Raw genomic sequence first — 15351 nt, 5'->3', positions numbered from 1 at the left:
TGCCGCACGCCGTAGTCAAAATTTGTCTGGAGATTGATTAACCGTGTCCAATGCCTTAAACGCGGAAGATGCGCCGCAGCCACCCAAGGTGCTCAGCACGCCCCTGGAAATCTCCGGCAATTTGCGCCAGCTGCTAGACAGCCATGACCCGCTGATCATCACGTTCCACGAGCGCAGCCAGCGCTTCCAGAGTTATCTGGTGGACCTGGACCGCGAACGCAACATGATTGCCCTGGACGAAATGATTCCCCGAGATGGCGAACGCTTCCTGCTGGCCGGCGAACCTTTCAAGGTCGAAGGATTTCATGAAGGCGTGCGCATCGCATGGGAAAGCAATGGCCCGCTGACCATCGACGAATCCAACGGCAGCCGTTGCTACCGTGGCACCCTGCCCGATGAGGTCGTTTACCACCAGCGCCGCAATGCCTTCCGGGCCGCGTTGAAACTGGCCCAACTGGTCAACGTCAATCTGGACGGTGAAAAACTCAAGGCATCGATCAGTGGCAAGCTGCTGGACATTTCCGCCACCGGCTGCAAGTTGCGCTTCGAGGGCGACATCACCGGCAGCCTGCAACTGGGTCAGGTCTACGACCGATTCAACGCCGACCTGCCCTTCGGTAAAATGACCGCGCCGGTCGAACTGCGCTACCTGCACTTCGAAGAAAAGATCAACACCACCTTTGCCGGCGTTCGCTTCCACAACATGAGCGGGCTGGTGCAGCGTCAGGTCGAGCGCTTCGTCTACCAGCTGCAACGCGAAGCGCGGCGCTTCGACAAAGACGACTTCTGAGACAAAGCTCTCAAGGCAAAAACGGGCAGCCCCTTGCGGTGACTGCCCGTTTTTTTTACCTGAATGTCATGGCCTGGCTTCGGTAAAACTCTGCTCCCTGCCCGAATCCGGTTCTTGCGGCGGCTGATCGGTTCCCGGTTCCGGTTCTGGTTCGGAACCAGGCTCTGGTGCAATCGGATTCTGCATCTGGTCCTGCACCACCTGCTCATCCACCCTCGGATCGAGTGCCGCCACCAGTGGCGAACTCGACATACTGTCCGGCATGGCGACGTGATGCAGCGGTGCGTCGTCCACCTGATGCAGGTTGGTCACCGCTTTCGGACGAATTCGCCACACCAGCACCAACGCAAAGAAACTGAAGAACGCATAGAGCATCTGGCTGCCGAACAACTTCATCAGCACACCCGCCACCAGCGGCCCGATACTGGCGCCCACGCCGTAGGTCACCAGCAACATCGCCGTCAGCGATACCCGTCGATCGCCCTCGACATGGTCATTGGAGAAGGCCACGGCCAACGGATAGAGGCAGAACTGCACCAACGAACAGAGGAACCCGGCGATGAACAGGACTTCCAGCGGCACCCGCTCCATGATCGCCAGCGGCAAGGCGGCCAACGCCAGGCTGAATGCAAAGCAGCGGATCAACAGCGCCCGGTCATAGCGATCGGACAACCATCCCAACGGCCACTGCACCACCAACCCGGCAAAAATGCAGCTACCCATGAACAGGCCGACCTGCTCCGTCGACAACCCTTGCTGAGAGGCGTACAGCGGCGCCAGACCGTAGAACGAGCCGACGATCAGCCCTGCCCCCAGGACGGTACTCAATGACTGCGGCACGCGCTTGATAAAGAACCGCGGCTCCATCGGCGCGGGATGCAAGGGCGCCGGGTGAATCCGCCGGGTCAGGGCCACCGGTACCAGGCAGAGGGTGAAACACAGGGCCACCAGCATCAGCAGTTCCAGGCCCAGCCCCGGGTGCATGACCAGGATCAACTGACCCAGCACCAACCCCAGGTAGGAGGCGATCATGTAGCCGCTGAACACCAGTCCGCGCTGCTTGGCTTCGGCCTGCTCGTTCAGCCAGCTCTCGATGACCATGTACTGGCACATCATGCCAAGACCGACGATCACCCGCAGGAACAGCCACGCCGGCAACCAGTTTACCAGGCCATGGCCCAGCACCGCCGCGCCGACGATCCCGGCACAGGCCGAGTAGGCTCGTATATGCCCGACCCGCGCAATCAACCGATGGCCGATCTTGCCGCCCAGCACCAGGCCGAAATAGTTGGCGGCCATCAATGCACCGACCCACAGGCTGTCGACATGATCGGCAGCCAGGCGCAACGCCAGGTAAGTACTCAACAGGCCTGAGCCGATCAACATCATCAGCGAAGCGAAGTAAAGCGCTCGAAAGGACTTCCAGATTTGGCGCAACGAGCGGCTCCTTGCAGTGAGTGACGGGCTATTCAAACGATAGCCCGGTGTCGATATTTCGTCAGGCCTGGGCGGCCAGGACGCGCCGCTCCCAGGGAGTGATTTCATCCTGGAAACTGGTCAGTTCCATGGTCTTCGAAGCGATGTAGCCTTCGATGAACTCCTTGCCGAACAGTTCCATTGCCAACTGGCTACGTTTCAGACGCTCGAGCGCTGCATGCAAGGTACAGGGTAATGAAAGTTTATCCGGCACCTCGAACTCCCCCTGGATCGGCTCGTCGGGTTCCAGCTGGTGCTGGATGCCGTACAAGCCGCACGCCAGGCTCGCTGCAATTGCCAGATACGGATTGGCGTCAGCCCCCGGCAAGCGGTTCTCGACCCGACGAGCGACTGGCGAACTGGCGGGAATACGCAATCCGGCCGATCGGTTGTCATGGGACCAGCAGGCATTATTCGGTGATGCGAAGGGATGGTACAAGCGCTGGTACGAATTCACGTTCGGCGCAAACAGCGCAGTGAAATCCGCCATGCCGGCTTGCTGACCGCCGATGAAATGACGGAAGGTCGCGCTCGCTTGACCGTTTTCGTCGGTGAAGACATTCCGACCCGTAGCGACCTCGACGATGCTCTGGTGAATGTGCATCGAACTGCCGGGCGTATGCGCCAGTGGCTTGGCCATGCAAACCGCGATCAGGCCGTGCTTGAGCGCGACTTCCTTGAGCAAATGCTTGAACAGGAATGTCTGGTCGGCCAGCAGCAAGGGATCGCCGTGCAGCAGGTTGATCTCGAACTGGCTGACGCCCATCTCGTGCATGAAGGTATCGCGGGGCAGGCCCAACGCCGCCATGCATTCATAGACCTCGCGGAAGAACGGCCGCAGGCCATTGTTGGAACTGATACTGAACGCCGAATGCCCGTCCTCGCGACGACCGTCCAGGCCAGTGGGTGGCTGGAACGGCTGGGTCGAATCGGTATTGGGCGCAAAGACAAAAAACTCGAGCTCGGTCGCCACCACCGGCGCAAGGCCAATGGCCGCGTAACGCGCGATGACCGCCTTGAGCTGGCCGCGTGTGGAAAGGCTGGAACTTTCGCCCGTCAATTCGTCCGCATCACAGATGGCCAATGCCCGAGGGTGTTTGCTCCAGGGCAGGCGGTGGATCTGCGCCGGGTCCGGGACCAGTGCGAGGTCGCCATCATCGCAACCGTAAAAACGCGCCGGCGGATATCCGCCCATGATGCATTGCAGCATCACGCCCCGTGCCAACTGCAGACGGCGTCCTTCGAGGAAGCCTTCGGCAGTCATCACCTTGCCCCGTGGTACGCCATTCAAATCCGGCGTGACGCATTCGATCTCATCAATGCCGGTCAATCGCTGCGCGAGTGAACCCAGGCCATCGGTTGTCATGACGCAATCCTTGTTTTTATACGAGCCGCGAGCGGCAACTCGTACAAAATAGGCTCCGCGTGTTCAGAATATCAAGCACGTTACGCAAATATGTAGGAGCTGTTGGAGGCTGCGATCTTTTGATCTGTTTTTTAAAAGATCGCAGCCTCCGGCAGCTCCTACGGAAGATAAAGCCTGAAGACACCGCCGCCCAGAGGGCCGCCATTGCTGATTTCCGTACGTCCGCCTACGCCGTTACGTTGATGCAACGCGGCGATCCGACCAGCAAAGTACAGACCCAGGCCGGTGCTGCCAGTGCTGTGATTGATACCCTGAACGTACTCGGCCTGGCGCTCGATCATCTGCGGGGGATAACCGTCACCGTCGTCGTTGATGGTCAAGATCAGTTGCCCGGCTTCGTCGCTGGCGCTGATCAACACCGCATGTCGGGCATAACGGATCGCGTTGTTGATGGTGTTGGCCAGTACCGAAGCGATCAGCTCACGGTCGAAGAAACCCAGGGGGCTCAAGGGATCGACTTCAAAGGTGGCGGCAATACCGCGACTGGCGAACACGTCCTGATGGCAAGCCAGTTGCGCTTCGATGAAGTCATCGAGTTCGTGGTAGGCCGGCTGCAGGGGCATCTGGTTGACACCCAGTTTGTACAGGCCCAGCAGCTGCACCAGCATGCCATTGAGGTGCGCAAACTCGAATTCAATCACACCCTGCTCCGGGGTGTGGCGCGCTGACACCGGCAAGTTCGCCAGGCATTGGCTGTGGGCCTGCATCAGCATGGCCAGCGAGTTCTTCATGTCATGTACGGTAGAGGCAATCACCGTCGAGAAATCCAGTGCCTGTTGCTGCTCGTTCATTCGCCAAATGCCTTGTTCTTGAGCTTTTTATAACGCGCAAAACGCGCGTCGGTGTCCGGCATCAAGCCGACCATTTTCAGGCAGGCCCGACATTCCACCATTTCCGCCGAGGGGGCAGTGGTATCGGTGCCGTGCAGCAACGCTTGCGCGAGGTTCAACGCGATACTGATGTTCTTGGGCTGCAGCGCCAGGGCTTTGCGGAAAATTCCCCGGGCCTGCACCAGGTCACCGGTCTTGTACACGCGCACGCCCTGGCGATTGAGATCGGCCGCAACGTTACCGGAGTTTAGGATGCTCGGATCGTCGGTCAACTTGGCAATGCCCTTCATCACCGCAGGATCGTCGCCGTAGATCTCCGCGCAGTTTTTCAACATCGAAGCGCCCGCACTCGCCTGACCCAGCATCTGCAATTGTTTGGCCACCAACAGCGCCGCTTCGGCACTCATGAACTGCTCCATGCCATCGAGCCGCATGATCGCTTGTTCGGTCAGTTTTTCCGCGGTTTCGGCGTCGTTGATCAGCAGACTGGTCGCCTTCATCAATCGCGCCCTGATTTGCAGACCAGGATCGGACGGATTTTCCTTGGCCACAGCACTCAGGGTCGTGTTGATTTCCAGACGAGTCCGGGTATCCAGGCCTTTTTCACTGCCCTTGCTGATCAATGCGTGAGCCAGTCCAAGGTTGCTTTCCGCATCCTTGAAACGTGACTGGGCCCCCTGGGCAACCGCCTGGCGGTAGGCTCTGGACGCCGTGTCAAAATCTTCATTGGTCATGGCCAGTTTGCCCAGCTGCGCTTGCCTGCGCACGGCCAGTGGTGACAAGCGAATCGCCTCCTCCAGGACGCGTTGGGCGGCCTTGGTATCCCCTTCGGCAACCAGCACCTCGGCCATGCCATCATAGAGCGCGGGCATCATCGGGAACACTTTCAGCGCTTTTGCGTAGAGGGCTTTTGCCTGGGTGACCTGACCGCGCTTGAACAGCAACTTGCCCAGCCCGGCAAAGGCCCAGGGCAAGGGCCGGTCGGCAATGATGCCGTCGTAGAGACGCTCCAGCACCTCATTCTGATTGAGGTCACGCAGGGCATCGGCGCGATAGCGCAAGCACAACGGCGAATAGCGGATGTCCTGTTTGCACAAGGCGATACAGGCATTGAGTACTTCAACCGGCTTGCCCCGGTCCAGGGCCTGCAGTATCGGCTTGAGCAACGTCTTGCGCTGCACCAGTCGCTCCAGGCGCTGGGCCAGGCCGGAACGGTTGAAGGGCTTGGTCAGGTACGCATCAGGTTCGTGTTCCAGGGCGCTGAGCACCATGGCCTGGCTGGTTTCAGCGGTGACCATCACGAATACACTTTCGTGACTGATCAGTTTGTCGATCATCAGGTCTTCGAGCACCTGCTGACCGTTCTTCTTGCCATCGCCCAAGTGAAAGTCCTGCAGGATGAAATCGTAGGATTTCTGCGAACACATCTTCAGCGCCTGTTCGCCAGTGTCAGCCGTGTCCACATCCTTGACACCAAGCTCGCGCAGCATCGACCTGACCGAACTGCGGAAATCCGAGAAATCATCGACGATCAGAAAACTCTTTTGGTGATACGACAGCATCCAAGATTTCCAGGCAATTTAAGAAGAAGAACCGAAAGGCGAATGCACGAACAAGATCAGCTTCACTGCCCTTTATGGCGCGCAGATGATAGCTGTTCGCCATCATCCATCAAGGGATTTCTGTTGAAACCGTGATGAGCATCGCTGCGACCTTCTGGGTTATCGGCCAGCAGTAGGGATCTCTTGAATGATGTGGGAGCGAGATTGCTCCTACAGGGGGAGGAGCCAGAAAGACAAAACCCCTACCTGCATGCGCAGATAGGGGTTTTGGAATTTAATCTTGACGATGACCTACTCTCACATGGGGAAACCCCACACTACCATCGGCGATGCATCGTTTCACTTCTGAGTTCGGGATGGGATCAGGTGGTTCCAACGCTCTATGGTCGTCAAGAAATTCGGGTACTGAACCGTTTTTCAACGTTTCAGCAAATTGGGTATGTGACAGCTGGTGTTTTGTGAGTATCTCGAACTTTCGGTTCTTTCGTCTTCACACACCGCAATCTGGTCTCTCTCGAGTTCGCAAATTGCTTGGGTGTTATATGGTCAAGCCTCACGGGCAATTAGTATTGGTTAGCTCAACGCCTCACAGCGCTTACACACCCAACCTATCAACGTCGTAGTCTTCGACGGCCCTTCAGGGGACTCAAGGTCCCAGTGAGATCTCATCTTGAGGCTAGTTTCCCGCTTAGATGCTTTCAGCGGTTATCTATTCCGAACATAGCTACCCGGCAATGCCACTGGCGTGACAACCGGAACACCAGAGGTTCGTCCACTCCGGTCCTCTCGTACTAGGAGCAGCCCCTCTCAAATCTCAAACGTCCACGGCAGATAGGGACCGAACTGTCTCACGACGTTCTAAACCCAGCTCGCGTACCACTTTAAATGGCGAACAGCCATACCCTTGGGACCGGCTTCAGCCCCAGGATGTGATGAGCCGACATCGAGGTGCCAAACACCGCCGTCGATATGAACTCTTGGGCGGTATCAGCCTGTTATCCCCGGAGTACCTTTTATCCGTTGAGCGATGGCCCTTCCATACAGAACCACCGGATCACTAAGACCTACTTTCGTACCTGCTCGACGTGTCTGTCTCGCAGTCAAGCGCGCTTTTGCCTTTATACTCTACGACCGATTTCCGACCGGTCTGAGCGCACCTTCGTACTCCTCCGTTACTCTTTAGGAGGAGACCGCCCCAGTCAAACTACCCACCATACACTGTCCTCGATCCGGATAACGGACCTGAGTTAGAACCTCAAAGTTGCCAGGGTGGTATTTCAAGGATGGCTCCACGCGAACTGGCGTCCACGCTTCAAAGCCTCCCACCTATCCTACACAAGCAAATTCAAAGTCCAGTGCAAAGCTATAGTAAAGGTTCACGGGGTCTTTCCGTCTAGCCGCGGATACACTGCATCTTCACAGCGATTTCAATTTCACTGAGTCTCGGGTGGAGACAGCGCCGCCATCGTTACGCCATTCGTGCAGGTCGGAACTTACCCGACAAGGAATTTCGCTACCTTAGGACCGTTATAGTTACGGCCGCCGTTTACCGGGGCTTCGATCAAGAGCTTCGCGTTAGCTAACCCCATCAATTAACCTTCCGGCACCGGGCAGGCGTCACACCCTATACGTCCACTTTCGTGTTTGCAGAGTGCTGTGTTTTTAATAAACAGTCGCAGCGGCCTGGTATCTTCGACCGGCGTGGGCTTACGCAGTAAATGCTTCACCCTCACCGGCGCACCTTCTCCCGAAGTTACGGTGCCATTTTGCCTAGTTCCTTCACCCGAGTTCTCTCAAGCGCCTTGGTATTCTCTACCCAACCACCTGTGTCGGTTTGGGGTACGGTTCCTGGTTACCTGAAGCTTAGAAGCTTTTCTTGGAAGCATGGCATCAACCACTTCGTGTTCTAAAAGAACACTCGTCATCAGCTCTCGGCCTTGAAATCCCGGATTTACCTAAGATTCCAGCCTACCACCTTAAACTTGGACAACCAACGCCAAGCTGGCCTAGCCTTCTCCGTCCCTCCATCGCAATAACCAGAAGTACAGGAATATTAACCTGTTTTCCATCGACTACGCTTTTCAGCCTCGCCTTAGGGACCGACTAACCCTGCGTCGATTAACGTTGCGCAGGAAACCTTGGTCTTTCGGCGTGGGTGTTTTTCACACCCATTGTCGTTACTCATGTCAGCATTCGCACTTCTGATACCTCCAGCAAGCTTCTCAACTCACCTTCACAGGCTTACAGAACGCTCCTCTACCGCATCATCCGAAGATGATACCCGTAGCTTCGGTGTATGGTTTGAGCCCCGTTACATCTTCCGCGCAGGCCGACTCGACTAGTGAGCTATTACGCTTTCTTTAAAGGGTGGCTGCTTCTAAGCCAACCTCCTAGCTGTCTAAGCCTTCCCACATCGTTTCCCACTTAACCATAACTTTGGGACCTTAGCTGACGGTCTGGGTTGTTTCCCTTTTCACGACGGACGTTAGCACCCGCCGTGTGTCTCCCATGCTCGGCACTTGTAGGTATTCGGAGTTTGCATCGGTTTGGTAAGTCGGGATGACCCCCTAGCCGAAACAGTGCTCTACCCCCTACAGTGATACATGAGGCGCTACCTAAATAGCTTTCGAGGAGAACCAGCTATCTCCGAGCTTGATTAGCCTTTCACTCCGATCCACAGGTCATCCGCTAACTTTTCAACGGTAGTCGGTTCGGTCCTCCAGTCAGTGTTACCTAACCTTCAACCTGCCCATGGATAGATCGCCCGGTTTCGGGTCTATTCCCAGCGACTAGACGCCCTATTAAGACTCGCTTTCGCTACGCCTCCCCTATTCGGTTAAGCTCGCCACTGAAAATAAGTCGCTGACCCATTATACAAAAGGTACGCAGTCACAGAACAAAGTCTGCTCCCACTGCTTGTACGCATACGGTTTCAGGATCTATTTCACTCCCCTCTCCGGGGTTCTTTTCGCCTTTCCCTCACGGTACTAGTTCACTATCGGTCAGTCAGTAGTATTTAGCCTTGGAGGATGGTCCCCCCATATTCAGACAAAGTTTCTCGTGCTCCGTCCTACTCGATTTCATGACTAAGAGATTTTCGCGTACAGGGCTATCACCCACTATGGCCGCACTTTCCAGAGCGTTCCGCTAATCTCAAAGCCACTTAAGGGCTAGTCCCCGTTCGCTCGCCACTACTAAGGGAATCTCGGTTGATTTCTTTTCCTCAGGGTACTTAGATGTTTCAGTTCCCCTGGTTCGCCTCTTGCACCTATGTATTCAGTACAAGATAACCATCTTATGATGGCTGGGTTCCCCCATTCAGACATCTCCGGATCAAAGTCTGTTTGCCGACTCCCCGAAGCTTTTCGCAGGCTACCACGTCTTTCATCGCCTCTGACTGCCAAGGCATCCACCGTATGCGCTTCTTCACTTGACCATATAACCCCAAGCAATCTGGTTATACTATGAAGACGACATTCGCCGAAAATTCGATTGTGCTCTAAGAGCAACTCACAAATTTTACCTTAGCCTGATCCGTTACCAGTGAAAGTAACGTTCAGTCTATCTTTCTATCACATACCCAAATTTTTAAAGAACGGTTCTGAAAAAGATCAGAGCTAAGTATTCGAAGCGAATATTTAGCTCTGCACTTTTACAAACGCATGAATCAAGCAATTCGTGTGGGAGCTCATGGAGCAGCTGAGTCGTCGATTAAGGAGGTGATCCAGCCGCAGGTTCCCCTACGGCTACCTTGTTACGACTTCACCCCAGTCATGAATCACACCGTGGTAACCGTCCTCCCGAAGGTTAGACTAGCTACTTCTGGTGCAACCCACTCCCATGGTGTGACGGGCGGTGTGTACAAGGCCCGGGAACGTATTCACCGCGACATTCTGATTCGCGATTACTAGCGATTCCGACTTCACGCAGTCGAGTTGCAGACTGCGATCCGGACTACGATCGGTTTTGTGGGATTAGCTCCACCTCGCGGCTTGGCAACCCTCTGTACCGACCATTGTAGCACGTGTGTAGCCCAGGCCGTAAGGGCCATGATGACTTGACGTCATCCCCACCTTCCTCCGGTTTGTCACCGGCAGTCTCCTTAGAGTGCCCACCATTACGTGCTGGTAACTAAGGACAAGGGTTGCGCTCGTTACGGGACTTAACCCAACATCTCACGACACGAGCTGACGACAGCCATGCAGCACCTGTCTCAATGTTCCCGAAGGCACCAATCCATCTCTGGAAAGTTCATTGGATGTCAAGGCCTGGTAAGGTTCTTCGCGTTGCTTCGAATTAAACCACATGCTCCACCGCTTGTGCGGGCCCCCGTCAATTCATTTGAGTTTTAACCTTGCGGCCGTACTCCCCAGGCGGTCAACTTAATGCGTTAGCTGCGCCACTAAGAGCTCAAGGCTCCCAACGGCTAGTTGACATCGTTTACGGCGTGGACTACCAGGGTATCTAATCCTGTTTGCTCCCCACGCTTTCGCACCTCAGTGTCAGTATCAGTCCAGGTGGTCGCCTTCGCCACTGGTGTTCCTTCCTATATCTACGCATTTCACCGCTACACAGGAAATTCCACCACCCTCTACCATACTCTAGCTTGTCAGTTTTGAATGCAGTTCCCAGGTTGAGCCCGGGGCTTTCACATCCAACTTAACAAACCACCTACGCGCGCTTTACGCCCAGTAATTCCGATTAACGCTTGCACCCTCTGTATTACCGCGGCTGCTGGCACAGAGTTAGCCGGTGCTTATTCTGTCGGTAACGTCAAAATTGCAGAGTATTAATCTACAACCCTTCCTCCCAACTTAAAGTGCTTTACAATCCGAAGACCTTCTTCACACACGCGGCATGGCTGGATCAGGCTTTCGCCCATTGTCCAATATTCCCCACTGCTGCCTCCCGTAGGAGTCTGGACCGTGTCTCAGTTCCAGTGTGACTGATCATCCTCTCAGACCAGTTACGGATCGTCGCCTTGGTGAGCCATTACCTCACCAACTAGCTAATCCGACCTAGGCTCATCTGATAGCGCAAGGCCCGAAGGTCCCCTGCTTTCTCCCGTAGGACGTATGCGGTATTAGCGTCCCTTTCGAGACGTTGTCCCCCACTACCAGGCAGATTCCTAGGCATTACTCACCCGTCCGCCGCTGAATCAGAGAGCAAGCTCTCTTCATCCGCTCGACTTGCATGTGTTAGGCCTGCCGCCAGCGTTCAATCTGAGCCATGATCAAACTCTTCAGTTCAAACATCTTTGGGTTTTGAGAAAACCCTAAACTTGGCTCAGCAATCGTTGGTTACATCTTTGATTTCTCGCGGAGTAACTTGTGATGCTGATAATCTGTTGACTAGCAGTCTGACTCCACAAGCACCCACACGAATTGCTTGATTCAGTTGTTAAAGAGCGGTTGGTTAAGATCTTTCGTCTCAACCGAGGCGCGCATTCTACAGCAGCCTCATTTGCTGTCAAGTGATATTTTTCAGAAGTTTTCAAGGAATCCTTAACAACTTCAACCACTTGCGCTTCAGATCTCTCGTCAGCGGGAGGCGAATTCTACAGCGTTACACGCTGCTGTCAACACCTCTTTTTCAACTTCCTTTTGGCTTCGATGAACTGAAGCAACCTGCCGTCAAAACTACGTAACTCGTTGTTTACCAAGGAGTTTTCCGTTTCGACTGCGCCGGAAGTGGGGCGAATTATAGGCTTCCAGAATCTGCCGTCAAGCACTGATTTGCTTTATCTATCGTGAGGAACAAAAACACTGCTTATATATAGATGCGCCGGCAGCGTTTGCGCAGTATATTGCTCAACACAAAATATAACACTTCAGCTCCATACCTCGGACGGTGCCTCTCAATGAACGATCAGCCGCGCAGCCTTGCCTCGACCCTGTTTTCGGTCGGCCTGCTATTAATAGCCATGGCATCGATTCAGTCGGGAGCCTCACTGGCCAAAAGCATGTTCCCCATTATCGGCGCCCAGGGCACCACCACCCTGCGCTTGACCTTCGCCAGCGTGATCATGGTGTTGCTGCTGCGCCCATGGCGGGCCAGGCTCACCGCAAAATCACTGCGCACCGTGATTGTCTATGGCATGGCACTGGGCGGCATGAACTTCCTCTTCTATATGTCCCTGCGCTCGGTTCCCCTGGGTATCGCGGTCGCGCTGGAGTTCACCGGACCATTGGCCGTTGCCATCTATGCTTCACGCCGCGCCATCGACTTCCTGTGGATCGCCCTGGCCGCTGTCGGCCTGCTGCTGTTGATACCGACGGGCGCAACGGCGCAAGGCATTGATCTGCTGGGGGCCGGTTACGCATTGGGGGCAGGTGTCTGCTGGGCGCTGTACATTCTTTTTGGGCAAAAGGCCGGTGCCGACAACGGCGTGCAGACCGCCGCCCTGGGCGTTGTGATTGCCGCACTGTTTGTCGCCCCGATCGGCATTGTGCATGCCGGCGCGGCGCTGTTGACTCCGGCATTGATTCCGATCGCCCTCGGGGTTGCCGTGCTGTCCACGGCCCTCCCCTATACGCTGGAAATGGTCGCCCTCACCCGCATGCCGGCCAGGACCTTCGGCACATTGATGAGCATCGAGCCGGCGGTGGGTGCCTTGTCCGGTCTGTTGTTCCTGCAGGAATTCCTGTCTCTGTCACAGTGGATGGCCATCTTGTGCATCATCCTGGCTTCCGTGGGCGCCACCATGACCATGGGCAGTAACGCCAAGCCCGCCGTTGCAGCCGATTGAGGGGCGGATTTGCATAGACTCTGGTAATTGCCGCGCAATTAGGCCATGTTTAGGCCCGCAACCCAGTGCCAGAAATGGATTTTTTCAGGACAGGGGCCTCAAAACGCTTCATGCGTAAAGCGAACACTGCCAGACCGGGCGGTAGATCCGGGAACGCTACAAGGATAGCAATGAAACGAATTTTGATACTGATCGCCGTTCTTGCAGTTGCGGGCTGCGCGGCGACCGCCAAACCCCAGACCAAACACGGCAAGAAAGGAATCCATATCAACTGTTCGGGGCTGTCGTCCTCATGGGACCAGTGCTACTCCAGCGCCGCCCACTCGTGCGCCCCCAAGAGCTACAAGGTCATTGCCAAATCCGGCGACGCCGTTGAAGAACCGGGTGATTATCTGTTCGGGATCAACCCCGCGGGCTACACCAGCCGCAGCATGATCGTCATCTGCAAATAATCTGCAGCCATCCTGTCAGGCCCTCGGGCCTGCCAGCTGGCGGCCAATCTCCTCATGACTGGACTTCAGCACCTTGCGCTGCAGCTCCGGCGTGGCGAGCATTCGCGCCACCACCAGTGCACCGACGCATTGCGACAGAATCGCCCAGGCCAGGCTGTCGCTCTCCAGCACCTGCGCCCAACGCTCCTGAAGCTGGCAGATCCAGTGCTCGGCCTGCTGCCTGATCAGTAGATCCGAGCGGGCAATTTCGGCTCCCAACGCCGGTAATGCACAACCGATTTCCGGGTGCTCGACGTGAGACATGCTCAGGTAGAGCTTGAGGCAACGCTCGAATTTTTCGCGATCCTTGTCCGCCCCCAGCCGCTCCAGGCTTTGCCGCAGCTCACGCTCGACAATGGATGCGAACAACTCGTCCTTGGACGCGAAGTGACTATAGAACGCCCCGCCACTCAAACCGATGGCCTTCATCAAACCATCGACACCTACCGTGGAAAAACCCGATTGCTTGGCCGACACCGCGCTGCTTTGCAGCAGTTTCTCTCGGGTTTCCAGCTTGTGACTGGCTGAATAACGCATTGTCCTTACCTCTGGTTCGATCATCTTGACGCCTGTCGAATCGTAGCATAACGTTCGTTTAGTTAACGATCGTTTACTAAAGAGATCCAGGCAATGAATAACAAGAAGGTCGTACTGGTTGTCGGCGCGGGGGATGCCACGGGTGGCGCCATTGCCAAACGCTTTGCACAGGAGGGATTTGTTGCCTGCGTGACCCGGCGCAGCGCGGACAAGCTCCAGCCTCTGGTCGATGCCATCAATGCAGCCGGCTGTGAAGCCCACGGCTTCGCCTGCGATGCCCGCAAGGAAGACGATGTGGTTGCACTGGTCGAGCAGATCGAAAGCGAGATCGGCCCGATCGAAGCGTTCGTGTTCAATATCGGCGCCAACGTGCCTTGCAGCATTCTCGAAGAAACCGCCCGCAAGTATTTCAAGATCTGGGAAATGGCCTGCTTCTCAGGCTTTCTCAATGGCCGGGAAGTGGCCAAGCGCATGGCCAAGCGGCAACGGGGCACGATCCTGTTCACCGGCGCTACCGCCGGTTTGCGCGGCGCCGCAGGTTTTGCGGCGTTTGCCGGCGCCAAGCACGGGATCCGTGCGCTGGCACAAAGCATGGCGCGCGAACTGGGGCCGATGAATATTCATGTCGCCCACGTCGTCGTCGACGGCGCCATCGATACCGATTTCATCCGTGACAGTTTCCCCGAGAAGTACGCCACCAAGGATCAGGACGGCATTCTCGACCCCGAACACATCGCAGAGAACTATTGGTACCTGCACAGCCAGCCCCGCGACGCCTGGACCTTCGAAATGGACCTGCGCCCCTGGAGCGAACGCTGGTAACCCCTCCCCTACAACAACAAAAAGAGTGCATCGACCATGAGCAAGATCGTGGAGTTCTATTTCGACTTGGGCAGCCCCGCCACCTACCTGGCGTACACCCAACTACCGAAGATCTGTGAGCAGACCGACAGCCAGCTGATCTACGTGCCCATCCTGCTCGGCGGTGTGTTCAAAGCCACCGGCAACGCTTCCCCGGCGACCATACCTGCCAAGGGTCGCTACATGTTCATAGACCTGGATCGTTACGCCATTCGCTATGGCGTGCCATTGAAAATCAACCCGCACTTCCCGATCAACACACTGGTGCTCATGCGTGCCGTGACAGGTGTGCAGTTGCGCCAACCCGAGCGCTTTGCCGCGTTCATCGATTGCCTCTTCAAGGCACTGTGGATCGATGGTCGCAACCTCAATGATCCGGCCACTGTCGGGGCAGTATTGAGCGAAAACGGTTTCGACCCGGAAGAAATCCTGGCCCTGAGCGCTGACGAAGAGGTCAAGAATGCCCTCAAGGAAACCACTGAAAAAGCCGTGCAACGCGGCGTGTTCGGCGCACCGAGCATGTTTGTCGGTGATCAGCTGTTTTTTGGCCAGGATCGGTTGGATTTTGTCATCGAAGCCCTGAGTTAAAACCCGAGGCCCGGGCGCTGGAGACGGCGCCCGAGCTCAAGT

10 protein-coding genes and 3 rRNA genes are annotated in these 15351 nt (G+C 56.0%); 5 read left to right on the top strand and 8 right to left on the bottom strand.

Annotation, left to right across the window (positions count from 1 at the left end; all coding sequences use genetic code 11):
* Positions 1–43: 43 nt before the first annotated feature.
* Positions 44–790 (top strand): flagellar brake protein, encoded by a 747-nt coding sequence (locus SOP95_RS20545; RefSeq protein WP_274078109.1) that lies wholly within the window; start codon positions 44–46, stop codon positions 788–790.
* A 66-nt stretch (positions 791–856) separates the two neighbouring features.
* Here SOP95_RS20545 and SOP95_RS20540 read toward each other — a convergent pair whose 3' ends face one another.
* The 7 genes from SOP95_RS20540 to SOP95_RS20510 all read right to left on the bottom strand — a co-directional run bounded on the left by SOP95_RS20540 (position 857) and on the right by SOP95_RS20510 (position 11333).
* Positions 857–2227, bottom strand: a complete 1371-nt coding sequence (locus tag SOP95_RS20540) for an MFS transporter (protein WP_274078110.1) — start codon at positions 2225–2227, stop codon at positions 857–859.
* A 61-nt stretch (positions 2228–2288) separates the two neighbouring features.
* Positions 2289–3530 carry a glutamine synthetase family protein gene (locus SOP95_RS20535; RefSeq protein WP_274078113.1) on the bottom strand — a complete coding sequence of 414 codons (1242 nt, stop codon included), beginning with the start codon at positions 3528–3530 and terminating at the stop codon, positions 2289–2291.
* Positions 3531–3790: 260 nt separating this feature from the next.
* Positions 3791–4483, bottom strand: coding sequence for a sensor histidine kinase (locus SOP95_RS20530; protein WP_323608123.1), 693 nt, complete (start codon positions 4481–4483; stop codon positions 3791–3793).
* Positions 4480–6084 (bottom strand): response regulator, encoded by a 1605-nt coding sequence (locus SOP95_RS20525; RefSeq protein WP_323608122.1) that lies wholly within the window; start codon positions 6082–6084, stop codon positions 4480–4482. Before SOP95_RS20525 ends, SOP95_RS20530 begins: the two co-directional genes overlap by 4 nt.
* Positions 6085–6362: 278 nt before the next feature.
* Positions 6363–6478: ribosomal RNA gene (rrf, locus tag SOP95_RS20520) — 5S ribosomal RNA — on the bottom strand.
* A gap of 148 nt (positions 6479–6626) precedes the next feature.
* Positions 6627–9520, bottom strand: a 23S ribosomal RNA gene (locus SOP95_RS20515).
* A 276-nt stretch (positions 9521–9796) separates the two neighbouring features.
* Positions 9797–11333 (bottom strand): 16S ribosomal RNA (locus tag SOP95_RS20510).
* Together the 16S, 23S and 5S rRNA genes form the textbook arrangement of a ribosomal RNA operon.
* Positions 11334–11944: 611 nt before the next feature.
* Between SOP95_RS20510 and rhtA the strand changes: the two genes are divergently transcribed.
* Together rhtA and SOP95_RS20500 are read left to right on the top strand one after the other, a co-directional pair.
* Positions 11945–12832 carry a threonine/homoserine exporter RhtA gene (rhtA, locus tag SOP95_RS20505; RefSeq protein WP_323608121.1) on the top strand — a complete coding sequence of 296 codons (888 nt, stop codon included), beginning with the start codon at positions 11945–11947 and terminating at the stop codon, positions 12830–12832.
* 170 nt (positions 12833–13002) lie between these two features.
* The gene (locus SOP95_RS20500) at positions 13003–13284 is read left to right on the top strand and encodes a hypothetical protein (protein WP_274073281.1); all 282 of its coding nucleotides are present in this window, start codon (positions 13003–13005) and stop codon (positions 13282–13284) included.
* Positions 13285–13299: 15 nt separating this feature from the next.
* Here SOP95_RS20500 and SOP95_RS20495 read toward each other — a convergent pair whose 3' ends face one another.
* A complete protein-coding gene (locus SOP95_RS20495; protein ID WP_323608120.1) occupies positions 13300–13860 on the bottom strand; it encodes a TetR/AcrR family transcriptional regulator in 561 nt (186 codons plus the stop codon).
* Positions 13861–13953: 93 nt separating this feature from the next.
* Between SOP95_RS20495 and SOP95_RS20490 the strand changes: the two genes are divergently transcribed.
* Positions 13954–14682, top strand: coding sequence for an SDR family oxidoreductase (locus SOP95_RS20490; protein ID WP_323608118.1), 729 nt, complete (start codon positions 13954–13956; stop codon positions 14680–14682).
* 36 nt (positions 14683–14718) lie between these two features.
* The gene (locus tag SOP95_RS20485; protein WP_323608117.1) at positions 14719–15309 is read left to right on the top strand and encodes a 2-hydroxychromene-2-carboxylate isomerase; all 591 of its coding nucleotides are present in this window, start codon (positions 14719–14721) and stop codon (positions 15307–15309) included.
* The last annotated feature ends 42 nt before the right edge of the window (positions 15310–15351 follow it).

The organism is Pseudomonas sp. YuFO8, from assembly GCF_035065025.1.
Lineage (GTDB): Bacteria > Pseudomonadota > Gammaproteobacteria > Pseudomonadales > Pseudomonadaceae > Aquipseudomonas > Aquipseudomonas putida_AE.
This window is presented reverse-complemented; position numbering and strand designations above follow the sequence as displayed.